Source organism: Paenarthrobacter sp. NPDC018779, from assembly GCF_044391085.1.
GTDB lineage: Bacteria > Actinomycetota > Actinomycetes > Actinomycetales > Micrococcaceae > Arthrobacter.
Window position 1 is genome coordinate 38,046 of record NZ_JBIRZS010000007.1, and the last position, 26,639, is coordinate 64,684.

The window sequence follows — 26,639 nt, forward strand, 5'->3', positions numbered from 1 at the left end:
GTGCATGGCCGCCCGAAGCCGGGCAGCGACTATTTGAGGAGAGAGACCCCGTGATCGAAGAAACCTTGCTCGAAGCCGGCGAAAAGATGGACAAGGCGGTTGAGGTAGCCAAGGAGGATTTCGCCTCGATCCGTACGGGCCGGGCCAACCCCGGGCTCTACAACAAGGTGATCGTGGAATACTACGGCACGCCCACTCCGCTGCAGCAGCTGGCTTCCTTCGCAGTGCCGGATGCCCGCACCATCCTGATCACCCCTTACGACAAGTCCGCCCTGCGCGATATTGAAAAGGCCTTGAGCGATTCCGAGGTTGGGGCCAACCCGTCCAACGACGGCAACGTCATCCGCGTGACCATCCCGGAACTGACCCAGGAGCGCCGCAAGGAGTACGTGAAGATCGTCAAGGGCAAGGGTGAGGACGCCAAGGTCTCTGTCCGCAGCATCCGCCGCAAGGCCAAGGACTCCCTGGACAAGCTCGTCAAGGACGGCGAAGCCGGTGAGGACGAGGGCGCACGTGCGGAGAAGGAACTGGATGCCCTCACCAAGCAGCACGTCGACAGCATCGACGAGCTGCTCAAGCGCAAGGAAGCCGAGCTGCTCGAGGTCTGATGAACCAGGCAGAGCCGGCGCCCGCTGAGCGGGCCCCGACACGCGAAACCCGCAAGGACGCCAGGCGTCCGCGCGGGAACCCCACGCCGAAGGCGGGCCGCAACCTGCCGGCCGCCATCGGCGTCGGACTTGCCATGCTCATCGCCGTCCTGGGGGGACTGCTGTTCCTGCCCCTGGGCTTTGTCCTCCTGGTGACGGCATTCGCCGTGATGGGTGTGTGGGAGGTCTACCGGGCGCTTGAAGCCCAAGGTACCCGCATGCCCGTGGTTCCGGTGATGGCGGGCACTCTCGCGCTGCCTGTTTCGGCTTTCTTTGGTGGTCTCGAAGGCCTGCTTTTCACCATGGTGGCGAGTTGCGTGGCCGTGCTCCTGTGGCGGTCCATCGAAAGCGCTGCCGGTGCACCCCGCAGCGTCTTCGCGGGAGTCTTCACTCTCGCGTGGGTGCCCTTCCTGATCAGCTTCGCCGCTTTGCCCCTGCATTCAAGCGGCGGCGCCACGCCGGTGGGATTCTGGCCCGAGGGCATTCCCGGCGGGGCCTGGCAGATCGCCACCATGCTGTTGCTTGTCGTAGCCAACGACACCTTCGGGTACATTGTGGGAGCCTCGTTCGGGAAGCACCCCATGGCCCCAAAGATCAGCCCCAAGAAATCCTGGGAGGGTTTCGCGGGTTCTGTTGGTGGCGCCATGGTGATTGGCGTGCTGGCGTGCCTGTTCATCCTGGACAAGCCGTGGTGGGTTGGCTTGGTGCTGGCCATCGGCATGGTTGCCGCTGCCACGGCCGGTGACCTCGCCGAGTCCATGGTCAAGCGCGAACTCGGCGTCAAGGACATGAGCAGCATCCTCCCGGGCCACGGCGGCGTGATGGACCGCCTGGATTCAATCGTGTTCGCCGCCCCTGTGGCCTATGTTCTGTTCGCGCTGCTCAGCGGCGTCTGACAACCAACGAAGGATAATTGATGGCTTTGGATATTCGACGCCAGATTCCCGCAACGTTCGACCGTGTGGAGCGGAGCAAGTACGGCTACAACGCCAAGCAGGTGGACGCTTTCCTGAACCGCGCCCGCAATTCGTTCGAGAATCCCGTTGGAGCTGCGGAGCACGTTGCCAGCAGCGATGTACGCGATGTAGCGTTCGATCCCGTCAAGGGCGGCTATGACGCGCACAGCGTTGATGCGGCCTTGGACCGCCTCGAGGATGCGTTTGCACGCCGGGAACGTGATGACCTGATCAACCAGCAGGGCGAGGAAGCCTGGCTGCGCCAGATCGGCAAGCTCTCCGGCGTGCTCCGGGGCCGCCTGCACCGGCCGGACGGGGAACGCTTCCGGCGGCCCGCCCGGAAGAAGGCCCGCAGCTACAACGTCCAGGACGTCGACGCCCTGTGCGTGCAGCTCATCGGCTACCTGGAAAACGACCAAGCCCTGAGCGTGGATACCGTCCGCCGTGCCGTGTTCCGCGCAGCCAAGGGCGATGCCGGCTACGAGGAAGCCCAGGTGGATGCTTTCCTGGACCGCGTGGTCGAGCTGATGGCCGCCATCGACTAATCCCGGTGGCCTGGTGCGATCGGCGGGTTGTTCCGCCACACCTCGTCGTACCGCCGCTTTCCACGCAGCAGTGACGTGGCAAAGAACGCCAGTGCCGCAAGAATGGCTATGCCAACGGCCAGTGGCATGGCCACCCCGGCGATCAGCAAGGCAGACCCCACCAGCAGTCCGATGAGCGCTGCATTGACCGTGCCCATGAACACCATGCTGCTTCCGGCAACCTGCGTGAAGTCCCTGCGCGCCCCAAGGAAGTAATAGGTTCGCCTGGCGCCCGCTTCGTCGTCGGTGTAGGAGGCCATCAGGTACGGTGCGATCCCGGGTTCCAGGTCCACATAGGCCGCCCGAAGCCTGTTCATGGCGATGACGTACATCAGGTCTTCCATGCCGACGCTCATGACGCGGACATGGGTGAGCAGTCCCACCAGCACATCGATGCTGAGGATGGTCAGCGCGAAGGCCCGGAAAGCGTCCGAGAACTGGGTGGCGTTGCCCACCAAAGCAACACTGAGCAGGCTCGCCGAGGTGAAGGTGAGGAACATGCTGATGCGCGTGAGGACTTCGCCCTGGGTGGTGCTTCGGGAAGCCAGCAGGCTCCAGTGTTCCGTGGCCAGCAGTTGGGCCCTGATGCTGGGCGAGGTAGGCGGCTGGGCGGCGGGCGGTTCGGATTCGGCCGGTCCCGGCTGTTGGGACATGGCCACATTGTCCACCTTGTGCGGTCCGCGGACAACGGGTGTTGGTCAGGGGCGTTCCGTGGCTACGGGCCGTTCGGGAACGTGGAGCCGGGTCATCACGCGGTTCACCGACGACGGGATCCTGCCCTTGGTGGCCAGGGAGACGCCGATGGTTGCAGCGAAGGCGGCCGGAACGGTCCATGCGGCAGGCTGGGCCAGCCAGGCTGGAGCCGTTGCCGCACCCAGCGCGGTGCCGGCCACCATGGCTCCGCCACAGAGCAGCCCACCGGTTACCATGCCGGCGATGGCGCCCGCATCGGTCAGTCCGCGCCACCAAATCCCCAGGAGCAGGACGGGGCAAATGGTTGAGGCCGTAAAGGCGAACACCAGGCCCACGCTTCCGGCCAGTGCCAGCGTGTCAGTCATGAGGGCAAAACCCAGGGGAACAACGGCGGCCAGCAGCGCTGCGAGGCGGAAACCGCGGACGCTGCCGCCAAAAAGGTCCTGGCTGATGACCCCGGACAGCGAGACAACCAGTCCGGACGTGGTGGACAGGAAAGCGGCGAAAGCCCCTGCCACCACCAAGGCGGACAAGAGATCGCCCGCAGGACCACCTACCAGCTTTCCGGGAAGCAAAAGCACCAAGGCGTCCGACTGCCCGGCCCGGGCAAGCTCGGGGGCAAACACTCGGCCTACGGCCCCGGCCAGCGTGGGAAAGAGATAGAAAACGGAGAGCAGGCCGAGCACGATCAGGGTGGTGCGCCGGGCAGACTGCCCATCCGGATTGGTGTAGAAGCGCACCAGGACATGGGGGAGCCCCAAGGTGCCAAACAGCAGGGCCACCATCAACGAGATGTTCTGGTACGCGCTTGCGGCAGCCTGGCCGGTGGGATTGACGGGCAACGGCGCCTCCGGCGAAGTGCCGCTTCCGGCGAGGACCAGCAGGACGAAAACCACGGGAACCGCCAGGGCGGTCAGTTTCAACCAGTATTGGAAGGCCTGGACGAACGTGATGGACCGCATGCCGCCTGCCACCACCGTGAGGCACACAACCAGTACCACCGCCGTCGAACCTACCCACGACGGCAGTCCAGTGGTGATGCGGATGGTGAGGGCGGCGCCATGCAGTTGCGGAACGATGTACAGCCAGCCGACGGCCACCACCACCAGGCTGGTGACCCGGCGGACGGCTTTCGAATCGAGGCGCGCCTCGGTGAAGTCGGGGATGGTGTAGGCGCCCGAACGCCTGAGGGGAGCGGCGACAAAGAGCAGGAGCATCAGATAGCCGGCGGTGTAGCCCACGGGAAACCAGAGGGCATCCGTCCCGGACAGCAGGATGAGGCCGGCCACTCCCAGGAAGCTCGCGGCGGACAAGTACTCGCCACCGATGGCCGAAGCGTTCCACCACGGCCGCACCGTGCGGGAGGCCACATAGAAGTCGCCCGTGGTGCGGGAGACGCGCAGGCCATAGAAGCCGATTGCCGCCGTCGCGAGTGAAACGGCGACGAAGGCGGCCAAGCCAACCACCGGATTCACTTGTCCTCCACAAGATCGCGGTACCGGGCCTCGTTCCGCGCGGCCGCCCGGGTAAACAGCCAGGCACTGAGGCCGATCACCGGGTAGATGCCTGCCCCCAGCAGGAGCCAGTCGAGGGGAATCCCGAACACCCGGGTCTCCGCCACGCCGGGTCCGTACACCAGCAAGGCGGCAAAGGCCGCCAGGATCAGCAGGAAGCCGCAGCCCACCACCAAGGCCAGGCGCAGTTGTGAACGGACCAAGGATCGGATGAAGACCTGCCCGGCATCGGAGTCCTCTCCGGCATCCAGGGACTTTCCGGGGGTCGTCCTGGCTGCCTGCTGTGGCGCCGTGACCCGAACGCGCGTCATCCTTGCGGCCGGGGGCGCGTGGCCTGCAGCTTGTCGCGGACGGCGGGCAGGTGCCGCCTGCTGATGGGCAGCTCGGCGCCCGCCACTGTGACGCTGGGGCCGCTTGCCGAGAGCTTCAGGTGTCCCACGTGGTTGAGGGCGATCAGGTAGCTGCGGTGGATGCGGATGAAGCCGGCCTCGGCCCATTGTTGTTCGAGGTCGCTGAGCGGCACGCGGATCAGATAACTTGCCTCGGCCGTGTGGAGCCGGGCGTAGTCACCCTGGGCCTGGACGTAGCTGACGTCGTCCCGGCGGATCATCCGGGTGGTGCTGCCAAGGTCCACCGTGATCATCTCAGGAGCCGGTGCGCCGTCCTTGATGAGCTCGCTGATCCGGTCCACGGAACGGGCCAGGCGCTCCGCCCGAAGAGGCTTCAGCAGATAGTCGATCGCGGCGAGGTCGAAAGCCTCCAGGGCACAGTCCTCGTCGGCGGTGACAAAAACGACGGCGGGCGGGTTGCTGCTGCGGGAAATGGCGCGGGCGATGTCCAGGCCTGACAAAGCAGGCATATGGATGTCAAGGAACACAGCGTCAACGGACTCGTTCTCAAGGGTACGAAGGGCCTCGGCGCCGGACGATGCCCGGTGGATGGCGCCAATCCGGCCGTCGCGCCCCAGCAGGAAGGCCAATTCCTCCACGGCGGGCAGTTCGTCATCAGCGACGAGCACGTTGATCATGCTTAAAGACTAGCCTCACGCGTCATGGCCCGGTTGGGACTTGGGCACCCGCATGGTGATCAGCGTGCCCTCGCCGGGGGCGGTTTCAATGACCAAACCGTGCTGGTCGCCGTAGACCTGCCGGAGCCGGGCATCGACGTTCCGGAGCCCCACATGGTCCCCGTCGATGTGTCCGGCGAGGACGGACCGCAGGTGCTCCGGATCCATCCCCACGCCGTCGTCCTCGATGGTCACCTCGGCGAAGGCCCCGGAATCGTTGGCGCAAATGGTGATGTGGCCCGGCCCTTCCTTGGCCTCGAGGCCGTGCCGGACGGCATTTTCCACGAGTGGCTGCATGCTGAGGAACGGTATGACAGTGCTCAGGACTTCGGGGGCCACGCGCAAGCTGACCTGGACCCGTTCACCGAAGCGCGCCCGTTCGAGGAGCAGGTAGCGGTCAATGCACCGCAACTCCTCGGCCACCGTGGTGAAGTCTCCGTGGCGTCGGAACGAGTAGCGGGTGAAGTCGGCGAACTCCACCACGAGTTCCCGGGCACGGGCGGGATCGGTGTTGATGAAGGACGCGATGGCGTTCAGCGAGTTGTAGATGAAGTGGGGGCTGATCTGGGCACGCAAGGCGCGGACCTCTGCCTCCATGAGGAGGGTCCGGGAGGATTCCAGTTCCGCCAGCTCAAGCTGCGTGCCGATCCAGTCCGCTACCTCGCTGGTGGCCCGGACCAGGCCTGCTCCGGCCACTGGTGCCAACGCTGCGACGGAGCCCACCACGCGGGAATCGGCACGGATCGGGGCGATGACGGCGCTGTAGCTTCCGGGGGTGTTTGCGGCGTGCGGGACAACCGCCGTCCGCCCGCTCGTCAGGACGTCCGTGGCAAGGCCCATCAGGAGGGGCTTCAGGTCCTCTGCCACTCCGTCCCACGCCAGCACCGATCCGGTGTCCGTGATGGCCAATGCATCACAGGCCAGGAGGGTCCGCAACTGTTTGCTGGCCTTGGCGGCCCCTGTTTCCGTCAATCCGCCGCGGAGGTGCTGCCCGGCGCGCGAGGCGGCATGGAGGGTGTTGTAAGTGGCGCGCTCGGCATCGGTGCCCAGGTCCCGGAAGGAGCGGACCACCTTCAGGCCGACACCCACCACCACGGCGACGGCCAGCACGATCACGGCTATTGCGGCCGCGGTGAAGAGCGGGGAATCGGGCATGGAGCCTAGCGTAGCCAATCAGGCGAAACTACGACGCCGGCACCCGCCTCCCGCCGTTCGGCGCAGCAGGGGGACCGTTGAGCGACGGCTTGGTCCCGGGTGCTGGAACCAGCCTTGGACGGCGTTCGATAGTGAGGGGAGTCACATTGGCGTGCAGGAGCTGGTAACGCAGACGGTGCCGATGTGGACACACCACAACCAGGAGGAACCCATGGGTAATGAAGCCCAACCCCAGGACGCCGCGGCGTCCGTGGACTTCCAGGAAGTCCAGCAAACGGAACGGTTCAAGACACTGAGGAAGCGGCACAGGAGCTTCGTGTTCCCCATGGCGGCAGCGTTCCTGCTGTGGTACTTCGCCTACGTCCTGTTGGCCGACTATGCGGTGGGCTTCATGTCCATCAAGGTCTGGGGCAACATCAACGTCGGCCTGATCCTGGGCCTGCTCCAATTCGTCACCACGTTCGGCATCACCGCATGGTACGTGAGCTACTCCAACCGGAAGCTGGACCCCATCGCCGCCGAAATCCGCAATGAGATCGAAGGGCACGAGTTCGACAAGTCCGGCACCATGACCCGCGGGGGAGCCCAATGAACACCATGGTCCCCGCAGTGGAGGTTTCTGCCCTGAAAGACTCCACGCTCCTGAACATGGGCATCTTTGCCCTCTTCGTGGCGGTCACCATGGTGATCGTCTTCCGGGCGAGCCGGAACAACAAGACCGCAGCCGACTACTACGCAGCAGGACGATCCTTCACGGGGTCGCAGAACGGAACGGCGATCGCCGGCGACTACCTGTCCGCGGCGTCCTTCCTGGGTATCACGGGTGCCATCGCCATCAACGGCTACGACGGTTTCCTCTACTCCATCGGTTTCCTCGTGGCGTGGCTTGTTGCGCTGCTGCTGGTGGCCGAACTGCTCCGGAACACCGGCAAGTTCACCATGGCGGACGTCCTTTCCTTCCGCTTGCGGCAACGCCCGGTCCGCATCGCAGCCGCCCTGTCCACCCTGGCTGTGTGCTTCTTCTACCTGCTGGCACAGATGGCCGGCGCCGGAAGCCTCATTTCGCTCCTCCTGGGCATCAGCGACTGGGGCGGACAAGCCCTGGTGATTATCGTCGTCGGCGCCCTCATGATCATGTACGTCCTGATCGGCGGCATGAAAGGCACCACCTGGGTGCAGATCATCAAAGCCATCCTGCTCATCGCCGGTGCGGCCGTCATGACGGCCTGGGTCCTGGCGATCTACGGGTTCAACCTGTCCAGCCTCCTCGGCTCCGCTGCCGAGACCGCCAACAATCCCGCAGTGCTCAACCCGGGCCTGCAGTACGGCAAGACCGAGACGTCCAAGCTCGACTTCATGTCCCTGGGCATGGCACTGGTCCTCGGGACCGCTGCCCTGCCGCACGTCCTGATGCGTTTCTACACCGTTCCCACTGCCAAGGAGGCACGCAAGTCCGTGGTGTGGTCCATCTGGCTGATCGGGCTCTTCTACCTCTTCACCCTGGTGCTCGGCTACGGTGCTGCCGCGCTGGTAGGGGCCGAAACCATCAAGTCGGCCCCCGGCGGCGTCAATTCGGCTGCTCCGTTGTTGGCCTTCCATCTGGGCGGACCGCTGCTCCTGGGCTTCATTTCCGCCGTCGCCTTTGCCACGATCCTGGCAGTGGTGGCCGGCCTGACGATCACCGCCGCGGCGTCCTTCGCCCATGACATCTACGCGAATGTCATCTCCAAGGGCAAGGCGGACGCCACCACCGAGGTCAAGGTGGCCCGACGCACCGTGGTGGTGATCGGCATCCTGGCCATCCTTGGAGGCATCTTCGCCAACGGACAGAACGTTGCGTTCCTCGTTGCGCTCGCCTTCGCCGTCGCCGCTTCAGCCAACCTGCCAACCATCATCTACTCGCTGTTCTGGCGCAGGTTCACCACCCAGGGCGCGGTCTGGAGCATGTATGGAGGCCTCGCCGCGGCGATCCTGCTGATCACTTTCTCGCCCGTTGTTTCGGGTGCCAAAACCTCCATGATCCAAGGAGCCAACTTCGCGTTCTTCCCGTTGAGCAACCCGGGCATCGTTTCCATCCCGTTGGCCTTCTTCCTTGGCTGGCTGGGAACCGTGCTGGACAAGCGCAAGGAGGATGCGGCCAAGCAGGCCGAAATGGAAGTGCGCTCGCTGACCGGCGTCGGCGCCGAGAAGGCGGTGAACCACTAAGCCGTCCACGAACGGGAGCCCCTGCCGCCATACCGGCAGCGGGGGCTCTTTCGCATGGCCTACTTTTTCAGGGCCAGCCATTCCTGCAACTGCTGCAGCGGCCAGGTGGTGACAATGCGTTCCCGGGGGACGCCCGCGGCCTCCGCACGCTCGGCGCCGTACTGGAGGAAATCCAGTTGGCCCGGGGCATGGGCGTCGCTGTCAATGCTGAAGAGGCAGCCGGCGTCGAGGGCCATCTTGATGAGCCGCTCGGGCGGGTCCTGCCGCTCCGGCCGTGAGTTGATCTCCACCGCCACGCCCCACTCCGCGCATTCCTTGAACACTTTCGCCGCGTCGAATTCGGACTCCGGCCGGGTGCCCCGCGAACCTTGTACCAGCCTGCCGGTGCAGTGTCCCAGGACGTTGGTGTGGGGATCCGAAATGCCGCCGAGCATTCTTTTGGTCATGGTCTGGTGATCGGAGCGCAGCTTGGAATGGACGCTGGCAACAACCACGTCCAGCCGGTCCAGCATTTCCGGTGTTTGGTCCAAGGTGCCGTCTTCCAGGATGTCCACTTCGATGCCCTTGAGCAACCGGAAGCCGTCCTGGCCGGCGTTGATGCCATCCACGATTCCCAGTTGTTCGTCGAGCCGCTCGGCGCTGAGGCCGTTGGCGATGGTCAAGTTGGGGGAGTGGTCCGTGAGGGCCTGGTACTCCCTGCCAAGGGTCCGGGCAGCTGCCACCATGGTTTCGATCGGTGATCCGCCGTCGGACCAATTGCTGTGGCTATGGAGGTCGCCGCGGAGGGCTGATGCGAGGTGGTGGCCGGTGGCCGCGAGCGGCTGGGCGCCGCGCTCCCGGAGGTCCTCCAGGTAATCGGGAACGCCACCCTCCAGGGCCTGGCCGATCACCTCGGCGCTGCGGTTCCCTACGCCTTTGAGGCTCGTCAGCCGGTTGGCCGCCACCAACCGGGGCAACTCGCCGGGCGGAAGCTGCCGCACGACGTCGGCGGCTTTGCGGAAGGCTTGGACTTTGAAGGTGGGAGCCAGGCTGCGTTCCAGCCAGAAGGAGATTTCATCGAGCGCCTCAACGGGATCCATGGCTCTATCCTCCACGAAGGAGGCCCACCATCAACAGGGCACGGCCGATGGTGGGCCCCTTCGGGCCTGCCCACCCTTAGTGGTGGTGGCTTGGGTTGAGCGCCGGGTTCACGCCCTCCGACGGAGCCTGGCCGTGTTCTCCGTGGGGGACGGCGTGCTGGCCGGCCATCGAGGCGGCCAGTCCCGGAATCGCTACCGAGGCAACAACGACGGCGGCTCCGAACGCGGCTGCCAGAAGCCGCCCGGTCCTTGGCTGGCCGTGGGTGCCGCCGCCGTTGGTCTTGAGGTGTCGCCGCAGCCAGCCCGCGCCGGCCAGTGCCATGAGGGTGACCCCCAAGGCGGCCAGGTGGCTGATGTTGAGTGTTCGGGCCGGAGAAGTGAGGCCCACTGCAAGCACGGCGACGTGGATGGCTGCCGCTGCAGCCAGGGCTGGGAGGACCAGCCGTGGAAAGACAAGCGAATTGCGGTGCAGTCCCCACAGCGACCACGCCAGGAATGCGAGTCCGGCCATCAGGGCGGCAACGCCTCCGATCAGCGGACCGGTCCCGGAAGAGGCGAGATACCCGGCAGACAGTGACAGGTCCACCATTCCAGCGGCCATGGCTGCGAAGTAGACGAACAGCAGGGTTGCGGCCTTGAGCGTCGGATGGTCCTGTGCTGCCATGGTGGCCTCCTCGCGTTCCTGGTCCTGGCGGGTGCTGTGGGGATGCATCACGTGGATCAGGCGCGGGCCGAGGCGGCGGTGACCTTGTCCTGGGAGAGCGCTACGCCAAGGAGAACCACGGCGCTGGCCAGGTGCAGGACGTTGTCGGCGCCGTTCAGGGCGATGATGTTCAAGGAACTGCCCACAAGGAACAGGCCCAGGATGCCTACCAGCAGGTAGACGCCGCCCACCGTGGTGTTCACGGTCTTGGACAATGTGACGCTGTTCAGTCCGGCGTAGAGCAAAGCGGCTCCAATGGCCAGGTGGATCACGTTGTGGAGGGGGTTCACGGCGAAGATGATCAGGGTTGCACCTTCGGTGGCAAAGAACCCGGTTCCTGCGGTGACGAAGAAACCGAGCACGCCTACCAGGAGGTACACGGCTCCGAAGATGGTGGCGATCAAGCGATTGGGCGAAGTACGCATGGTCCGAACCTTTCGGTGGTAGCCGGTTGTTCCGGCTTTGTCGCGAAGCTCCGGGTGGAGCTTTCACGGGTTGTTCGGACCATGCGCCCAGGTGGATGGGTGGTTCTTCGTAAATCTTTTTGACGGTGGGCTAGGGGCGGAGCCGGATGCTGCTCATCTTGAGGTCGTTGGTGCCCTCGAAGACGTACCGGAGGTCGATGCTCTTGCCGTCGCATTGCAGCGTGCCCGAGATGTCCGCTGTGTTCCTGCCGTTGGTGTTGTTGACGTTGACAGAGCTGTAATTGGGCTTGCAGGAACTGTCCAGTTCCAGGCCCGCGATGCCATCAACGAACGACTCTTTGTCCAGCTGGTCCTTCAGCTCCTGCTGCAGGTAGTCGTCGTAGGCCCGCTCCGTATCTCCGGCGACCACCAGGTTCGTGAACTCGTCCGCCAGGGAGCGCGCCTTCGACGTTGCGTTGCCCACCAGGTTCACCAACACCAGCACGCCCACCACGGCCAGGACGATCACGCCCGCAACAATGCCAAGGACAATCCAGAGGACCTTCCGCTTTTTTGCCGGTTGCGTGGGCTGCTGGCCGTAGGGGTATTGGTTGGGCGGGTACTGGTTGGGCGGGTACTGGCCCGGCGCGTACTGGCCTTGTGGATAGGGGTTCTGGGCGCCGGGGTTGGTGTTCTGGGGTCCGCCGTAGGGCGGGTTGCCGGCTTGGGAACCGGCGTACGACGGCGGCTGTTGCCATTGTGGCGGCGCTGCGGGCTGTCCGGGGTGCTGTGGCTGTCCGGCCTGGTGGGGGTCGCCCGCCTGCGGTGCGTTGCCGGGTGCCGGCGGCACGGGTGGGGGTGGATATTGCCCGGGTTGGTTGGGATTGCGCGGCATGTCCTCGCGCCCGTTCGGTTCTTGCGGGTTGCTCACTACGGTGCCCCTTTCAGCAGCCTGCGGCCGCGCCACCACCTGTTGGGGACCTTTGGGCGGCCCCGACGCGTCCCTCTGAATCAAACAGCATGCTTGCGTTCCCGGGCAAGAGGATCCCGGCGCGGCTCACGCCTCGGAACGCCTGCCCAGAAGCGGCTGCACGCGGTACGGAATCATTTCCCGCATGGCCAAGGCGGTGTCCGTGCGCTCGACTCCGTCGCAGGCCAGGATCTTGCCGTTGATCCGGTAGAGATCCTCGGCGTCCAGGGCAACGACGCGCAGGAGCAGGTCCGCGGATCCGGTCAAGCCGTGCCCTTCCAGGATTTCGGGAATGTCGGCCAGTTCCCGTGCTAGGCTGGCGAGCTTTTGCTGTTGGACGTGGACGCTGATGAACGCGGTCAGCGGATAACCCAGGGCCACGGGATTGATGCGTCGCTCGAAGGACAGGAAGGCGTGCTTCTTTTCCAACTGGGCCATGCGTGCCTGGACAGTATTGCGGGAGAGTCCGAGCCTTTGCGCCAGGGCCACTACGGTCCCTCGGGGATCCTTGGCCATCGCTGAAAGAAGCCGGGTGTCAGTGCCATCCAAGGGTTGCATAATGCGCAAGATTAGCACGGGTGGCAGTCACCAAACAGTGCAGGATGCTCAATGGCGGCGTGGGTAGTTGTACCCGATGCCCGTTGTGAGTAGGGTCACAAATAACCCGGGGCGAAGGTGCCAGGGGGCCGGTCTGCGGCTGGATCACAAGTCCGGCGAGGACCGACGAACACGAGCCGGAAGGTCGCGATCACCTGTGTTGACGGATAAAGCGGGAAAGGGAGTGGACCAAGCCACTCCGGACCCGGAACAAAGTGCACATCATCCACTGCGGACTGGCGGCAATCTGCTGCAGTTGATATCCCCCGACGGTGAGCGGATCAGCCACCCGGAGTTCGATCTGTGGATCAAGGACATCGGCGACGAGCAACTCTGTGCCCTCTACGAGGACATGACCGTCATCCGGCGCATCGACACTGAGGCAACCGCACTCCAGCGCCAGGGCGAACTGGCCCTGTGGCCGCCCCTCCTGGGACAGGAAGCCTCGCAGATCGGCTCCAGCCGTTCCCTGCGCGACGACGACTTCGTGTTCCCCAGCTACCGGGAGAGCGGAGTGGCCTACATCCGCGGCGCCCAGCTCTCCGAAATCGCCAAAGTCTGGCGTGGCAATGCCTTGTACAGCTGGGATCCGCAGCGCATCAACATGGCCACTCCGCAGATCATCATTGGTTCGCAAAGCCTGCACGCCACCGGTTACGCCATGGGCGTCCAGCTTGACGGCGCCAGCACGGCGGTCCTTGCGTACTTCGGAGATGGAGCAACCAGCGAGGGCGACGTCAACGAGGCCATGGTCTTTGCCGCCAGCTTCCAGGCGCCCGTGGTGTTCTTCTGCCAGAACAACCACTGGGCCATCTCGGAACCCGTCCGGCTCCAGTCCCATATCCAGCTCGCTGACCGGCCCACCGGATTCGGCATTCCCAGCATGCGCGTGGATGGCAATGACGTCCTGGCGGTCATGGCTGCAACCCGCATAGCACTGGACCGGGCCCGCAAAGGCGGGGGACCGACGTTCATCGAGGCCGTGACCTACCGGATGGGCCCCCACACGACGGCCGATGATCCCACCCGCTACCGGGATGCCAATGAGCTTGAAGACTGGGCAGCGAAGGATCCCATCCTGCGCCTGCGGAGACTGCTGGAGGCTAAGGGACTGCTCACCGGGGAACTTGAAGCCCAGGTCAAGGCCAAGGCCGATGCCGTGGGTGCCGAACTCCGCACCAGTTGCACCACCATGCCGGCCCCGGAACCCCTGGACGTCTTCAACCACGTCTACAGCACCCCGAACCCGTGGATCGAACGGCAGAAGGACCACTATTCGCGCTACTTGAACAGCTTCAACGAAACAGTCGAGGAAGGTGCCCTCTGATGTCCAAGCTCACTTTCGCCCGGGCCATCAACGCAGGCCTCCGCAAATCCCTCGAGAACGATCCCAAAGTGGTGCTTATCGGTGAGGACATTGGCACCCTCGGCGGCGTCTTCCGCGTCACCGATGGCCTGCAGAAAGACTTCGGCAAGCACCGCGTGATCGATTCCCCGCTGGCCGAGTCCGGCATTATCGGCACCGCCGTCGGTTTGGCCTACCGCGGCTACCGCCCGGTCTGCGAGATCCAGTTCGACGGCTTTATCTACCCTGCCTTCGACCAGATCGTCAGCCAGGTGGCCAAAATGCATTACCGGACACAGGGCCGGGTGAAAATGCCCATCACCATCCGTGTTCCGTTCGGTGGCGGGATCGGATCGCCGGAGCACCACTCCGAATCGCCGGAGGCCTACTTCACGCATACTTCCGGGCTGCGGGTAGTCGCAGTGTCCAATCCCCAGGACGCGTACACCATGATCCAGCAGGCCATCGCCTCCGATGATCCCGTGCTGTATTTCGAGCCGAAGCGCCGGTACCACGACAAGGGTGATGTGGACGAAGGCCTGGACCTGTCCACAGCGATGCCCCTGGACAAGGCCGCGGTGGTCAACGCCGGTACTGACGTCACCTTGGTTGCCTACGGTCCGCTGGTGAAGACCGCAAAGGACGCTGCGCAGGCCGCGGCCGATGAAGGCACGTCCGTGGAAGTCATCGATCTCCGGTCCTTGGCGCCGGTCGACTATCCGGTGGTCGAAGCCTCCGTCCGCAAGACCGGCCGCTTGGTCATCACGCATGAGGCCGGGCAGTCAGGTGGACTCGGCGCGGAGATTGCCGCGAGCATTACCGAACGCTGCTTCAACTACCTCGAGGCCGCGCCGGTCAGGATCACCGGGTTCGATGTTCCGTACCCCTACTCGAAGGTGGAGATGCACCACCTGCCGGATCTGGACAGGATTCTCGACGGCGTTGACCGCGCCCTGGGACGTCCCAACTCGCTGAGTGGACTGGAAGGATGACCGCCACCATGATCAAGGAATTCAGGCTGCCGGACCTTGGTGAAGGACTGACCGAGTCGGAAATCCTCAGCTGGAAGGTAGCCGTGGGGGACACCGTGGCGCTGAACCAGGTCATCGCCGAGGTGGAAACGGCCAAGGCAGTGGTTGAACTGCCCTCGCCGTTCGCGGGGGTCGTGGCGGCGCTGCATGAGCAGCCAGGCACGGTGGTGGAAGTAGGCAAGCCAATCGTCTCCTTCGAAGTGGACGATGCTGGTTCCACGAGCGGGGCTGGTTCCTCCGGCGGTGGCAGGCCAGCCGGCGGTGGCGCCCCAACTGAGGAGGCCACAGCTCCGGCAACCTCCGCCAAACGCGAGCCGAACCTGGTGGGCTACGGCGCCGTCGTCGAACATACCGGACGGCCCACGCGGCGTGCCCGCGGCCAAGCCATGACACCCGTGCTGCAGGACCGTGTCGAAGCCCAAACACCGGCACCTGCTGCCCCGGCCGCCGCGAAGCAGCCCGTCGTGCAGCAGCCCGTCGTCGAGCAACCGGCCGTGGATCACGAAGCCGGAGAGCGGCCGCGCTCCACCCCGCCTGTGCGAAAGCTGGCACGGGATCTTGGCATCAATCTGGAAGACGTGGCCGGTAGCGGTCCGCGCGGACTCATCACGCGTGAGGATGTCCAGAACTTCGGCGCGAAGCCGTCCGGGGAGGCTGTTTCCGCAACGCCGGCTCCGAGCGGCGACCGTGAAACGCGCACTCCCATTAAGGGCGTCCGTAAATTCACCGCAGCGGCCATGGTCCAGAGCGCCTTCACCGCGCCGCATGTCACCGAGTTCCTCACCGTTGACGTCACCGCAACCATGGAGCTGTTGGCGCGGCTCAGGGGCAGCAAGGCTTTCGAAGGCGTGAAGCTGACGCCGCTCACCATCGGGGCCAAGGCTGTGTTGATCGCGCTGCGGAACAACCCCACGTTGAACTCCCGCTGGGATGAGGAGCGGCAGGAAATTATCCAGTTCAACTACGTCAACCTTGGCATCGCCGCGGCCACGCCCAGGGGGCTGACCGTGCCCAACATCAAGGATGCACACGGGCTTTCACTTCGTGGGCTCGCCACCGAACTCTCGGAGCTGACGGAAACCGCCCGCGCCGGAAAGACCACGCCCGCAGATCTCGCCGGTGGGACCATCTCCATCACCAATATCGGTGTTTTCGGGATCGACGCGGGCACGCCCATCCTGAATCCGGGGGAAGCGGCGATCGTGGCCCTGGGCGCTGTCCGGAAGGCGCCATGGGTAGTTGGCGACGAACTGGCGGTTCGTCAGGTCATGTCCCTCAGCCTGTCCTTCGACCACCGCCTGGTGGACGGCGAACAAGGCTCCCGGTTCCTCGCGGACCTGGGTGCGATACTGTCCGATCCCGCCATGGTCATGACCATGATCTAGGGCGGGTCAGCGGGTTCAGTCTTCCGTGGGCGTGGTCCGGTTGGAATGCACGTCCCGCCAACTGTGCTCGGGTTCGAAGCCCAGGACCCGCCGCGCCTTGTCGATGGACAGCATGGTTTCGTGCTGGCCCAGTTCCTTGACCACGTCGACGCCGGGGAACACTTCGGCGGCCAGTTCGGCGCTGCTTCGGCTCATCACCGTGTCCGCGGCCGCGATGATGAACGCTTCGAAGCCCGGGGCTGCGGCCTCCAAGGCCCGGGCAACGGCCTGCGCGCCGTCGCGTGCATCAATGTAGCCCCAGAGGTTCCATTTCCTGAGGTTGGCGTCCTGGTCGAAGGAGGGGAAAGCATCGTAGTCCTCCGGATCCATGACGTTGGAAAAGCGCAGTGCCGTGATGCTCAAATCGGGGTCCCAGCGGGTGAGCTGGATGGCCATTTGTTCCTCGAGGTGCTTCACCAGCGAGTACGTGCTCTCAGGCCGCGCCGGGTACTCCTCGTCCACCGGGATGTAGGGCGGCGGGGTGTCGAACGGCAGGCCGAGCACGGTCTCGCTTGAGGCGTAGACGAGCTTCTTGATCCCGGCCCGGCGGGCGGACTGGAAGACGTAGTAGGTGGACAGCATATTGTTCTCGAACGTGGCTGCATCCGGCACCAGGCCAGGGGCCGGGATGGCCGCCAAGTGGACCACGGCGTCGAGTCCGTTGTGCCGGTCGTCCAAGCCGTGGATGACGTCGGCTACCTGGCCGTAGTTCCGGAGATCCACGGTCACGAAGCCTTGGCTGCGTTGGCCCACCTGGTCAAGGTTGAAGACAGTGTGGCCATCCTGCCTCAGCCGACGGACCACGCTCCTGCCCAGCTTTCCACTTCCACCGGTGACGGCAATTTTCATGATGAGCTCTCTTCCTGGACCGACGTGTGACGTTTCAAACCGCTGCATTTCAGCCTAGGTGGACACGGACCCGGTGACAGCCCCCGAGAGTGGCCCTGTGAGTCCTAGGAAAGACAGTCCGTGCCGAGCAGCAGGCCTGGGTGGCTGCTCAGGCGTAGGCAAGGCTTGGTGGTTGCCTTTGGCTCCTGATTGAACTCCCGGGTAGTGGGGGAGCGGTTGAGGCATAGGTGTGGCCGGTGGGTGTGGTGACTGTCAGTTTGTGCCGGTCGCCTGCTTCGGGTTTGGCGCTCCAGCCGGGGTTTTCTTTGGTGTGGTTGCAGTGTTCGCAGAGTCCGGCTGCGTTGGTGAGGGTGGTTTTGCCGCCTTGTGACCAGGGGGTGATGTGGTCGTGGTGGCGGATGGGGGCGTCGCAGTAGGGGGTGCGGCAGAGGTTGTCGCGGGTTTGGATGAAGCGGCGCAGGGTTGCTGGGTAGAAGCGGGCTCGTGAGTCCATGGCGAGGAGTTCGCCGGTGGTTGGTGCGGTGTAGAGGCGGCGGAGCCAGATGTTGAGCTCGGGGCTGGTGGTGCTGGTGCTGGTGCTGGTGTCTGTGCTGGGGCTGTGGTCGGTGTCTGGTTGTTCTGGGGTGAGGAGGTTCCGGGCCCATTCGGCGGGGACGGTTCCGTATCCGTCCAGGCGTGCTGGTTCGGCGTCGCTTTGGAGGAGGGTGCGGTCGGTGATGATCAGTTGCAGGTCGATGCCGGTGAAGCCTTGGCGGGTGCCGGTGATGCATTCGGTGAGGGTGTCGGCCATGACCTGGCCTTTGGTTCTGGTGTCGCCGTTGGAGCGTGCGGTGTTGGCGGCGTTGGTGAGTGCTTTGTAGGTGGCGACTCCTTGGGCGACGGGCAGGAGTGCGGTGAGGTAGGTCATGGTGTCGGGGGCGGGGCGGAGGCTGACGTGCCGTTCGGTGGTGGCGTGGGCTGCGCGTTGGGTGATTGAGCGGGGGTCGCGGCGGTAGGCGGCGGCTTTGGCGGCGGCGGTGATGGTTTTGTCTCCGGCGCCGTTGAAGGTGCCGGTGTCGGGGGCGAGTTCGTCGTCGACGGCGCAGCGGTCTTCGGCGGAGAGGCAGGCGGTTTCCTTCACGAGGAGGGTGGCGCGCCATTCGTTGAGTTGTCCTGTTTCGAGGGCTGTGAGGGTGTGGGGCATTTCGGTGACGAGTGCTTTGGCCAGGCCCAGGAGGCGGGAGCCTTTGTTGGGTGATTCGCGGCGGGCCAGTGCTACTTGGGCGGCCACGCCGCGGCCTTGCTCGCTGGCCGGGATCCCGGCGTTGGCTTGTTCCTGCCGCTGTGCCAGGTCGAACGCCACCGTGATCTTGGCCTGCAACGCGGAGATCGCTGACTTCATGTCCTCAAGAACCCGCAACTGATCGACCAGATCCTTGCTGTCTGCGGCAATCTGCAGCCTGCCAATATCTGTGAGGAGTTGCGCGGTGGTGGGGGCTGCTTCCGGGCGTGTGAAGTGACTCAACCCCTGTTGTCAGGACGCGAGCGTACTCAGGGGCCGGCGACGACTGTTCTGTGTATGCCGCCTGTAGCAGTTGAGCTCCGTCCATGCCTTAAGTCTTTCAACCGGCTGAGGCCAGCAGCAGGCCCACTCTGCCCTATGTGGACAACCTCGGATCATCGCGCCCCCCAGCCATCAGCGCAGCGAACGCCATTTGCTCCAGGATCGGCCGGGCGGCCTTGGCTGCGATCTTCCGGCCGTGCTGGCGGACCGAGTGCGGGGTGGAGTTGATCAAGCCGAAGGCGGCGTGTGCACGGACGCGCAGGTCTGTGGTGTCTATGCCGGAGTGGAGTTGCCCCAGGACTTTGACCCACGTTTCCACGTAGGAGCGCTGCAGGGACCGGACCTCCGCCTGGTCGGTCTCGCCGAGGCTTCCGAAGTCCCGGTCCTGGACACGGATCACATCAGGATTCTTCAATGCGAAGTCGACGTGGAACGCAATCAGCCCCCGCAATGCCGAGGAAGGGTCATCGGCCGCCGCAATGACACTCTGCCCACCGCTCAACAGGTCGCGGCTGACACTGAGCAGCAATTCCGCCAGCACTGCCTGCTTGCCCGGAAAGTGCCGGTACACCGCTGGGCCGCTGACCCCGGCGGCAGCCCCGAGGTCTTCGAGCGAGACCCGGCTGAACCCGTTGTCGGCGAAGAGGCTGGCCGCTGCTGAGAGCAACGCCAGGCGCCGTTCTTCCTTGGCTTGGCTTCGCTGTGTGGTGGCGGCACGGGGACCGTCCACCTCGGCAGGGGGCGTTTCAACCATGTTTTTCCTCCTTGGCGCCTCCCGCTCTCGGCGGGGCTGTGCTGGACATCACAGTTAATACAGACTAACCTAAATTTCAGTTACGTGGCACTAACCGAAATGGTCCGCACCCTGAAGTCGGACCGGGAATGGATCAGTGGTCGATGCAGACAATCGCCAGCACGGCAAGTGCCTCAACGGGCTCCTTCGAAGCCAACCAGGAAGCCCAAATGGCGCTCGTGAAGGACTTGAAGGAGCGGCTCGCCAGGACGGCCCTGGGCGGACCGGAAAAGTCGAGGGAACGGCACGTCGCCCGCGGCAAGCTCCTTCCGCGTGAGCGCATCGACTACCTGCTGGACGAGGGCAGCCCGTTCCTGGAAATCGCACCCCTGGCCGCGAACGGCATGTACAACGACGATTCCCCGGGCGCCGGGGTCATTGCCGGGATCGGGCTGGTCCACGGCCGCCACGTCCTGGTCATCTCCAACGACGCCACGGTCAAAGGTGGCACCTATTATCCGATGACCGTCAAAAAGCACCTCAGGGCGCAGGAAATCGCCCTGGAAAACAAGCTTCCGTGTATTTACCTCGTGGATTCCGGGGGAGCGTTCCTGCCGAAACAGGATGAGGTCTTCCCGGACAAGGAACACTTCGGGCGGATCTTCTACAACCAAGCCAAAATGTCCGCCGCCAAGATTCCGCAGATAGCCTCGGTGATGGGCTCATGCACCGCAGGCGGAGCCTATGTGCCGGCGATGAGTGATGAGACTGTCATCGTCCGCAACCAAGGCACCATCTTCCTGGGCGGCCCGCCCTTGGTGAAGGCGGCCATTGGTGAAATCGTCACTGCAGAAGAACTTGGCGGGGGTGAGGTCCACGCCAAAATTTCCGGTGTGGCAGACCACCTGGCCGAGAACGACCAGCACGCACTGGAGATCGTCCGCGACATTGTGGCGACGTTGCCCAAGCCCGCTGCGCCGGCATGGGACGTGCTCGACGTCGTCCTGCCGCCCGTCGTCGATCCTTCCGGGATCTACGGCGTGGTTCCCACGGACGTCAACGCCCAGTACGACGTCCGGGAAGTCATCGCCAGGCTCGTTGACGGTTCGGAATTCCACGAGTTCAAAAAGGACTACGGCACCACCCTGGTCACAGGGTTCGCCCATCTGCACGGACATCCTGTGGGGATCGTGGCCAACAACGGGGTGCTGTTCAGCGAATCGTCCCTGAAGGGCGCACATTTCATTGAACTCTGCGACCAGCGCGGCATCCCGTTGATCTTCCTGCAGAACCTCTCCGGCTTCATGGTGGGCAAGGACTACGAACAGGGCGGCATCGCCAAGAACGGGGCCAAGATGGTCACCGCGGTTGCCACGGCCCGGGTGCCCAAATTAACTGTGGTGATCGGCGGCAGCTTCGGGGCAGGAAACTACTCCATGTGCGGGCGCGCCTACTCGCCACGGTTCCTGTGGATGTGGCCCGCCGCGCGGATCTCGGTGATGGGAGGCAACCAAGCCTCCAGCGTCCTGGCCACCGTCAAGCGCGAACAATACGAGGCCCGCGGCGAGGAATGGTCCGCCGAAGAGGAAGAGGCCTTCAAAGCGCCCATCAAACAGCAGTACGAGGACCAAGGGAGCCCCTACTACTCCACGGCCCGGCTCTGGGATGACGGCATCATCGATCCCGCGGACACCCGCCGGGTCCTGGGCATGGCCTTGGACGTGGTGTCCCGCCAGCAACTGCCCGAGACCTCCTTCGGCCTCTTCAGGATGTGACCATGACACTGCCAGCACCCACTGCGAAGCCACTGACCAGGGCCAGCACACCACCCTTCACCACCGTCCTCGTCGCCAACCGCGGGGAGATCGCCTGCCGCGTGATCCGGACCCTCAAGGACATGGGCATCCGTTCGGTGGCCGTGTACTCCGACGCTGACAAGCATGCCAAGCACGTGGCGCTCGCGGACACCGCTGTGGCCATCGGCGGCACGGCCCCGTCCGAGAGCTATCTGAAGATCGACGCCATCATCGACGCCTGCCGCCGCACCGGCGCCGACGCTGTGCACCCTGGGTATGGCTTCCTGTCCGAAAATGTGGACTTCGCCAAGGCCCTGGGCGAGGCTGGCATCACCTTCATTGGCCCCGGCGTCGAGGCGCTTGAGGTCATGGGGGACAAGATCCGGTCCAAGAACCACGTAATGGGCTTCGGCGTCCCGTGCACGCCCGGCATCGCGAGGCCCGGCCTCACGGACCAGGAGCTCATTGACGCCGCCCCGGGTGTGGGCTTCCCGCTGCTGATCAAGCCCTCCGCGGGTGGCGGCGGCAAAGGCATGCATGTGGTGGAGCGGCCGGAGGACCTTCCCGCGGTCCTTGGCACGGCCCGCCGCGTGGCAGCCTCCGCGTTCGGGGACGACACGTTGTTCCTGGAACGGTTGGTCAGCACGCCCCGCCACATCGAAGTACAGGTCCTGGCCGATAACCATGGCAACGTCATCCACCTCGGCGAGCGGGAATGTTCGCTCCAGCGCCGGCACCAGAAGGTGATCGAGGAAGCTCCCTCGGCCCTGTTCGATTCGCTTCCGAACGGGGAAGCGCTACGGGACAAGATCGGGGAAGCGGCCTGCAATGCGGCGCGTTCCGTGAACTACAGTGGCGCTGGCACCGTGGAGTTCTTGGTCTCCGATGAGGACCCGGATGAGTTCTTCTTCATGGAGATGAACACGCGGCTCCAGGTGGAACACCCGGTCACGGAGATGGTGACGGGCATCGACCTCGTGGAATGGCAGGTGCGGATCGCCGCCGGCGAGCCGCTCACGGTGGCGCAGTCCGACGTCGTGCTTGACGGCCACGCAGTGGAGGCGCGCGTCTACGCGGAGGTGCCGGAGAGGAACTTCATGCCGTCCATGGGTCGGTTGGAGTTCCTTGACGAAGGCGGCACGGACCCGGGGGTCCGGATCGACTCGGCCATGCGGGCCGGGCTCGAGATCACCGGCGACTACGATCCCATGCTCGCCAAGGTCATCGCCTGGGGACCGGACCGCACGCAAGCCCTGGACGCGCTCGATACGGCCCTGGCCGGATATACACTCCTCGGCGTCGACACGAATGTGGAGTACCTGCGGTTGTTGATTAACGATCCCGAGGTCCGTGCGGGCCACCTGGACACAGGGCTGATCGAGCGCAAGCTGCCGGGCATGGCCTTTCGGCACGTTGGTGCCGACGAGCTGATGGCCGCCGGGGTGGCCCGGTGGCTGGGTCGGTCCGGTTCCCCGCAGGCCGGACGCGCCTGGGCCAACCCGGACTCCTGGCGCCTCGGTGCCCCGGCCGCGTGGAGTGCCACGTTCGCCCTGCCCGGCGGGGCAACCGCCACCGCCTGGGTCACCGAACAGCAGGGGCAATTGATTGTCAGGGTCGACGGCGGTGCCGGCGTCGGGCGCTCCGCCACGCCGGTGACCGTACGTGACCACGGCGCAGACCGGCTGGAGCTGGAGATCGACGGCGTCCACGTTACCTTCGCCCTCGGCGCCGCGGATGGTGCCCTCTACCTCGGCAACGACGGCTGGTCCTGCCGCCTCGAGGTGCTGGACCGCGCCGGGAGGCTGCGGCGGATGCTCGCCGGAATCCAGCGTGAAGAAGGCACCGCCGATCCCGAGGTGCGCTCGCCGATGCCCGGAACAGTGGTTTCCGTCTCCGTGGCGGACGGCGACCCGGTCCAGGAAGGACAAGTGCTGCTCGCCGTCGAAGCCATGAAGATGGAACACCAGTTGGTGGCATCCGTCTCTGGAACAGTCCACCTGACCACCACAACCGGCGACCAGGTCAAAGCAGACCAGGTCCTCGCCACGATCCACAGTGCCGCACCCGCCGAAGATCCGGCGGCCGCTACAGACAAGGAAGTCCAGCCATGAGCACTTTTGACCTCTCCGAGGAATACCAGGACCTCAGCGATTCCGTCCGGGAATTCGCCGATGAAGTGGTGGCCCCCGTCTCCGCCAAGCACGACGAAGAACACAGCTTCCCCTACGCGATCGTGAAGCAGATGGGGGAGATGGGCCTCTTTGGCCTACCCTTCCCCGAGGAGTACGGCGGCATGGGCGGGGACTACTTCGCCCTAGCGCTGGCCTTGGAACAATTGGGCCGGGTGGACCAATCCGTAGCCATTACCTTGGAAGCCGGCGTTTCGCTGGGCGCCATGCCGGTGTATCGCTTTGGCACGGAAGAGCAGAAGCAGGAATGGCTGCCCCAGCTTGCTTCCGGCAGCGCGCTCGCCGGGTTCGGCCTCACGGAACGGGAAGCAGGCTCGGATGCCGGTGGCACGAAGACCCACGCCCATCTGGAGCACGGCGAATGGGTCATCAACGGCAACAAGGAATTCATCACCAACTCCGGAACGGACATCACCACCCTGGTCACCGTCACGGCTGTGACAGGCAAGGAAGAACGACCGGACGGCAGCGTCAAGAAGGAGATCTCCACCATCTTGGTCCCCACGGAGACGCCCGGGTTCAAAGCCGAAAAGCCGTACAACAAGGTGGGGTGGAACGCCTCCGACACCCATCCGCTGACCCTGGACAATGTCCGCGTCCCGGAGGCCAATCTGCTGGGCGAACGCGGCCGCGGCTACGCCAATTTCCTGTCCATCCTGGATGAGGGCCGTATTGCGATCGCCGCTCTGGGTACGGGCGCCGCCCAGGGCTGTGTGGATCTCTCGGTGAAATACGCCAAGGAACGCAGCGCCTTTGGGCAGAACATCGCCAAGTACCAGGCCATCCAGTTCAAGATCGCCCGCATGCAGGCCAGGGCCCACACGGCACGCCTGGCGTACTACGACGCCGCGGCCAGGATGCTGGCGGGCAGGCCGTTCAAGACGGAAGCGGCCATCGCTAAGATGGTCGCAGGCGAGGCAGCCATGGACAACGCGCGGGACGCCACCCAGGTGTTCGGCGGCTATGGCTTCATCAACGAGTTCACCGTGGCGCGCCACTACCGCGACTCCAAAATCCTGGAAGTCGGGGAAGGCACCACGGAAGTCCAGTTGATGCTCATCGCCCGCGAGCTGGGTCTCTAACCGCAGGGGAAGGATCAAGGATGATTGACAAGGTTGTTGCCAGCGCCGCGGAAGCGGTGAAGGACATCCCGGACGGCGCGTCGCTCGCGGTAGGCGGGTTCGGCTTATGCGGCATCCCCGTAGCGCTCATCGGCGCGCTCCACCAGCAGGGAACCACGGATCTGGAAACCGTGAGCAACAACTGCGGCGTGGACGATTGGGGTCTTGGCATCCTCCTCAAAGACGGCCGCATCCGCCGGACCATCAGCTCCTACGTGGGCGAAAACAAGGAATTCGCCCGCCAGTACCTCGCCGGCGAACTGGAAGTGGTACTCACCCCGCAAGGCACCCTCGCAGAGAAGCTTCGGGCCGGCGGCGCGGGCATCCCGGCCTTTTACACGAAAGCCGGTGTGGGAACCCAGGTTTCCGAAGGTGGCCTTCCGCAAAAGTACGACGCCGACGGCAACGTCGCGGTGGCCTCCGCACCGAAAGAGGTGCGCACCTTCAACGATTCCGACTACGTGCTGGAGGAATCGTTGACCCCCGATTTCGGCCTGGTCCACGCCTGGAAGGGGGACCGCCACGGAAACCTGGTTTTCCACGCGGCGGCCATGAACTTCAATCCGCTCTGTGCCATGGCGGCCCGGACCACCATCGCTGAGGTGGAAGAGCTCGTGGAGCCAGGAGAACTGGACCCGGAGCACATCCACACCCCCGGTATCTTCGTCCAACGCGTGGTCCTCGCGCCGACAGCGGAGAAACGGATCGAGAAACGGACGGTGGCCCTGTCCGCCCCGGGCGGCACCAACCAGGCGGGAGCGTAGCCATGGAAATGAACAGTTTGCAGGATGTGCCGCCCCGTCCGGAAGCCGTGCGGCACGAATACCGGCGTGCCGACGTCGAGCACCACGAGGCGAAAGGGTGGACGCGCAACGAACTGGCCGCCCGCGTTGCCAAGGAACTGGTCAACGGCCAGTACGTGAACCTGGGGATCGGAATGCCAACCCTCATCCCGAACTACATTCCGGATGGTGTGGAAGTCATTCTGCATTCGGAAAACGGCATCCTCGGCGTGGGGCCCTATCCGGCAGAGGACCAGGTCGATCCGGACCTCATCAATGCGGGCAAGGAAACCGTGACCACCAACGCCGGTGCCGCCTTCTTCGACTCGGCGTCCTCCTTTGGCATGATCCGGGGAGGGCACGTGGACGTGGCGGTCCTGGGTGCCATGGAAGTGGCGGCCAACGGCGACCTCGCCAACTGGATGATTCCGGGCAAGATGGTCAAGGGCATGGGTGGGGCCATGGACCTGGTGTTCGGTGCCAAAAAGGTCATCGTGATGATGGAACACGTGGACCGTAACGGCCGGCCGAAAATCGTGCAGGACTGTGCCTTGCCGTTGACCGGCAGGGGCTGCGTGGACCGCATCATCACGGACCTCGCGGTGATCGACGTCGTCAAGGACGAAGGAGAGCCGAGGCTGGTGCTCCGCGAACTGGCGCCTAACGTGACGCTCGACGACGTCCTGGCCGCCACGGGGGCTGAGCTGTTCGAAGAGGACCAGGAACTGACCGTATGACGGACGCCAATCCTCGGGTGGTGGAGCAACGGGGGCTCTACTTTGACGAGCTGGAGGAGGGCGTCTTGTACGCCCACAGACCCGGCCGGACAGTGACGGAAGCGGACAACGTCCTGTTCACTACCCTCACCATGAATACGCAGGCCCTCCACCTGGATGCGGCCTGGAGTTCCACGCAGCCGTTCGGGCAAAGGCTCATGAACTCGATGTTCACGTTGTCCACCATGGTGGGTCAGTCCGTGACGCAATTGACGCAAGGAACCATCGTTGCGCAGTTGGGCCTCACGGATGTCACGTTCCCGCACCCGCTCTTCCACGGGGATACGCTGTACACGGAAACGGTGGTCAGCGGCAAACGGCTCTCCTCCTCACGGCCCGGGCAAGGGCTGGTCACCATGCAACACACTGGCCGCAACCAGGACGGCGATGTGGTGGCCTTGGCAACCAGGACCTGCCTGATGTGGACCCGGGAAGCGCACGCCGCCCAATCGTCCGTTTCCGAGCGGTAGAACACCC

27 protein-coding genes are annotated in these 26,639 nt (G+C 64.8%); 14 read left to right on the forward strand and 13 right to left on the reverse strand.

Annotation, left to right across the window (positions count from 1 at the left end):
* Positions 1 to 50: 50 nt before the first annotated feature.
* The 3 genes from frr to ACH488_RS09980 are packed head-to-tail and all read left to right on the forward strand — an operon-like array spanning position 51 to position 2,148.
* The gene (frr, locus tag ACH488_RS09970) at positions 51 to 608 is read left to right on the forward strand and encodes a ribosome recycling factor (protein ID WP_397323913.1); all 558 of its coding nucleotides are present in this window, start codon (positions 51 to 53) and stop codon (positions 606 to 608) included.
* On the forward strand, positions 608 to 1,543 hold the full coding sequence (locus tag ACH488_RS09975) for a phosphatidate cytidylyltransferase (RefSeq protein ID WP_397323915.1): 936 nt from the start codon (positions 608 to 610) through the stop codon (positions 1,541 to 1,543). Before frr ends, ACH488_RS09975 begins: the two co-directional genes overlap by 1 nt.
* Before the next feature lie 20 nt (positions 1,544 to 1,563).
* A complete protein-coding gene (locus ACH488_RS09980; protein ID WP_397323916.1) occupies positions 1,564 to 2,148 on the forward strand; it encodes a DivIVA domain-containing protein in 585 nt (194 codons plus the stop codon).
* Here ACH488_RS09980 and ACH488_RS09985 read toward each other — a convergent pair.
* The 5 genes from ACH488_RS09985 to ACH488_RS10005 are packed head-to-tail and all read right to left on the reverse strand — an operon-like array spanning position 2,145 to position 6,615.
* Positions 2,145 to 2,840 (reverse strand): hypothetical protein, encoded by a 696-nt coding sequence (locus ACH488_RS09985; RefSeq protein ID WP_397323917.1) that lies wholly within the window; start codon positions 2,838 to 2,840, stop codon positions 2,145 to 2,147. The two genes, ACH488_RS09980 and ACH488_RS09985, sit on opposite strands and share 4 nt — an antisense overlap.
* Positions 2,841 to 2,885: 45 nt before the next feature.
* Complete coding sequence (locus ACH488_RS09990; RefSeq protein ID WP_397323918.1) at positions 2,886 to 4,355, reverse strand: cation acetate symporter; 1,470 nt, start codon at positions 4,353 to 4,355, stop codon at positions 2,886 to 2,888.
* Complete coding sequence (locus tag ACH488_RS09995) at positions 4,352 to 4,705, reverse strand: hypothetical protein (protein ID WP_397323919.1); 354 nt, start codon at positions 4,703 to 4,705, stop codon at positions 4,352 to 4,354. The genes ACH488_RS09990 and ACH488_RS09995 overlap by 4 nt, the downstream gene beginning before the upstream one ends.
* Entirely contained in the window at positions 4,702 to 5,421 is a 720-nt protein-coding gene (locus tag ACH488_RS10000) for a LytR/AlgR family response regulator transcription factor (RefSeq protein WP_397323920.1), read from the reverse strand. Before ACH488_RS10000 ends, ACH488_RS09995 begins: the two co-directional genes overlap by 4 nt.
* Positions 5,422 to 5,436: 15 nt before the next feature.
* The gene (locus ACH488_RS10005) at positions 5,437 to 6,615 is read right to left on the reverse strand and encodes a sensor histidine kinase (RefSeq protein WP_397323922.1); all 1,179 of its coding nucleotides are present in this window, start codon (positions 6,613 to 6,615) and stop codon (positions 5,437 to 5,439) included.
* Between the two features lie 211 nt (positions 6,616 to 6,826).
* On the opposite strand from ACH488_RS10005, the gene ACH488_RS10010 reads away from it, so the two are divergent.
* A complete protein-coding gene (locus ACH488_RS10010; RefSeq protein WP_397323923.1) occupies positions 6,827 to 7,207 on the forward strand; it encodes a DUF485 domain-containing protein in 381 nt (126 codons plus the stop codon).
* Positions 7,204 to 8,820 (forward strand): cation acetate symporter, encoded by a 1,617-nt coding sequence (locus tag ACH488_RS10015; protein ID WP_397323924.1) that lies wholly within the window; start codon positions 7,204 to 7,206, stop codon positions 8,818 to 8,820. Before ACH488_RS10010 ends, ACH488_RS10015 begins: the two co-directional genes overlap by 4 nt.
* A 59-nt stretch (positions 8,821 to 8,879) precedes the next feature.
* Here ACH488_RS10015 and ACH488_RS10020 read toward each other — a convergent pair whose 3' ends face one another.
* The 5 genes from ACH488_RS10020 to ACH488_RS10040 all read right to left on the reverse strand — a co-directional run bounded on the left by ACH488_RS10020 (position 8,880) and on the right by ACH488_RS10040 (position 12,534).
* Positions 8,880 to 9,899, reverse strand: a complete 1,020-nt coding sequence (locus ACH488_RS10020) for a PHP domain-containing protein (protein WP_397323926.1) — start codon at positions 9,897 to 9,899, stop codon at positions 8,880 to 8,882.
* Between the two features lie 76 nt (positions 9,900 to 9,975).
* Entirely contained in the window at positions 9,976 to 10,563 is a 588-nt protein-coding gene (locus ACH488_RS10025) for a hypothetical protein (RefSeq protein ID WP_397323927.1), read from the reverse strand.
* 56 nt (positions 10,564 to 10,619) lie between these two features.
* A complete protein-coding gene (locus ACH488_RS10030; protein ID WP_397323928.1) occupies positions 10,620 to 11,027 on the reverse strand; it encodes a DUF4383 domain-containing protein in 408 nt (135 codons plus the stop codon).
* A 130-nt stretch (positions 11,028 to 11,157) separates the two neighbouring features.
* A complete protein-coding gene (locus ACH488_RS10035) occupies positions 11,158 to 11,937 on the reverse strand; it encodes a hypothetical protein (protein WP_397323930.1) in 780 nt (259 codons plus the stop codon).
* A gap of 126 nt (positions 11,938 to 12,063) precedes the next feature.
* Positions 12,064 to 12,534 carry an Lrp/AsnC family transcriptional regulator gene (locus ACH488_RS10040; protein WP_397323932.1) on the reverse strand — a complete coding sequence of 157 codons (471 nt, stop codon included), beginning with the start codon at positions 12,532 to 12,534 and terminating at the stop codon, positions 12,064 to 12,066.
* 196 nt (positions 12,535 to 12,730) lie between these two features.
* On the opposite strand from ACH488_RS10040, the gene pdhA reads away from it, so the two are divergent.
* From pdhA to ACH488_RS10055, 3 genes are read left to right on the forward strand one after another with little or no spacing between them, the layout of a single operon-like run.
* Complete coding sequence (pdhA, locus tag ACH488_RS10045; RefSeq protein WP_397323933.1) at positions 12,731 to 13,900, forward strand: pyruvate dehydrogenase (acetyl-transferring) E1 component subunit alpha; 1,170 nt, start codon at positions 12,731 to 12,733, stop codon at positions 13,898 to 13,900.
* On the forward strand, positions 13,900 to 14,910 hold the full coding sequence (locus ACH488_RS10050) for an alpha-ketoacid dehydrogenase subunit beta (RefSeq protein WP_397323934.1): 1,011 nt from the start codon (positions 13,900 to 13,902) through the stop codon (positions 14,908 to 14,910). Before pdhA ends, ACH488_RS10050 begins: the two co-directional genes overlap by 1 nt.
* Positions 14,907 to 16,334: a dihydrolipoamide acetyltransferase family protein gene (locus tag ACH488_RS10055; RefSeq protein WP_397323935.1), complete on the forward strand. Its 1,428-nt coding sequence runs from the start codon at positions 14,907 to 14,909 to the stop codon at positions 16,332 to 16,334. Before ACH488_RS10050 ends, ACH488_RS10055 begins: the two co-directional genes overlap by 4 nt.
* A gap of 15 nt (positions 16,335 to 16,349) precedes the next feature.
* Here the strand turns inward: ACH488_RS10055 and ACH488_RS10060 are convergent, their stop codons facing one another.
* From ACH488_RS10060 to ACH488_RS10070, 3 genes are all read right to left on the reverse strand, one after another.
* Positions 16,350 to 17,222: an NAD-dependent epimerase/dehydratase family protein gene (locus tag ACH488_RS10060; protein ID WP_397323936.1), complete on the reverse strand. Its 873-nt coding sequence runs from the start codon at positions 17,220 to 17,222 to the stop codon at positions 16,350 to 16,352.
* A 148-nt stretch (positions 17,223 to 17,370) separates the two neighbouring features.
* A complete protein-coding gene (locus ACH488_RS10065; protein ID WP_397324075.1) occupies positions 17,371 to 18,669 on the reverse strand; it encodes a DUF222 domain-containing protein in 1,299 nt (432 codons plus the stop codon).
* A 190-nt stretch (positions 18,670 to 18,859) separates the two neighbouring features.
* On the reverse strand, positions 18,860 to 19,519 hold the full coding sequence (locus ACH488_RS10070) for a TetR/AcrR family transcriptional regulator (RefSeq protein WP_397323938.1): 660 nt from the start codon (positions 19,517 to 19,519) through the stop codon (positions 18,860 to 18,862).
* Between the two features lie 143 nt (positions 19,520 to 19,662).
* Between ACH488_RS10070 and ACH488_RS10075 the strand changes: the two genes are divergently transcribed.
* From ACH488_RS10075 to ACH488_RS10100, 6 genes are read left to right on the forward strand one after another with little or no spacing between them, the layout of a single operon-like run.
* Positions 19,663 to 21,273 carry a carboxyl transferase domain-containing protein gene (locus ACH488_RS10075; RefSeq protein WP_397323940.1) on the forward strand — a complete coding sequence of 537 codons (1,611 nt, stop codon included), beginning with the start codon at positions 19,663 to 19,665 and terminating at the stop codon, positions 21,271 to 21,273.
* Between the two features lie 2 nt (positions 21,274 to 21,275).
* Entirely contained in the window at positions 21,276 to 23,405 is a 2,130-nt protein-coding gene (locus ACH488_RS10080; protein ID WP_397323942.1) for an acetyl/propionyl/methylcrotonyl-CoA carboxylase subunit alpha, read from the forward strand.
* Positions 23,402 to 24,565: an acyl-CoA dehydrogenase family protein gene (locus tag ACH488_RS10085; protein ID WP_397323943.1), complete on the forward strand. Its 1,164-nt coding sequence runs from the start codon at positions 23,402 to 23,404 to the stop codon at positions 24,563 to 24,565. Before ACH488_RS10080 ends, ACH488_RS10085 begins: the two co-directional genes overlap by 4 nt.
* 20 nt (positions 24,566 to 24,585) lie before the next feature.
* A complete protein-coding gene (locus tag ACH488_RS10090) occupies positions 24,586 to 25,368 on the forward strand; it encodes a CoA transferase subunit A (RefSeq protein WP_397323945.1) in 783 nt (260 codons plus the stop codon).
* A 2-nt stretch (positions 25,369 to 25,370) separates the two neighbouring features.
* The gene (locus ACH488_RS10095; protein WP_397323946.1) at positions 25,371 to 26,123 is read left to right on the forward strand and encodes a CoA transferase subunit B; all 753 of its coding nucleotides are present in this window, start codon (positions 25,371 to 25,373) and stop codon (positions 26,121 to 26,123) included.
* Positions 26,120 to 26,632 (forward strand): MaoC family dehydratase, encoded by a 513-nt coding sequence (locus ACH488_RS10100; RefSeq protein WP_397323947.1) that lies wholly within the window; start codon positions 26,120 to 26,122, stop codon positions 26,630 to 26,632. Before ACH488_RS10095 ends, ACH488_RS10100 begins: the two co-directional genes overlap by 4 nt.
* Positions 26,633 to 26,639: the final 7 nt, after the last annotated feature.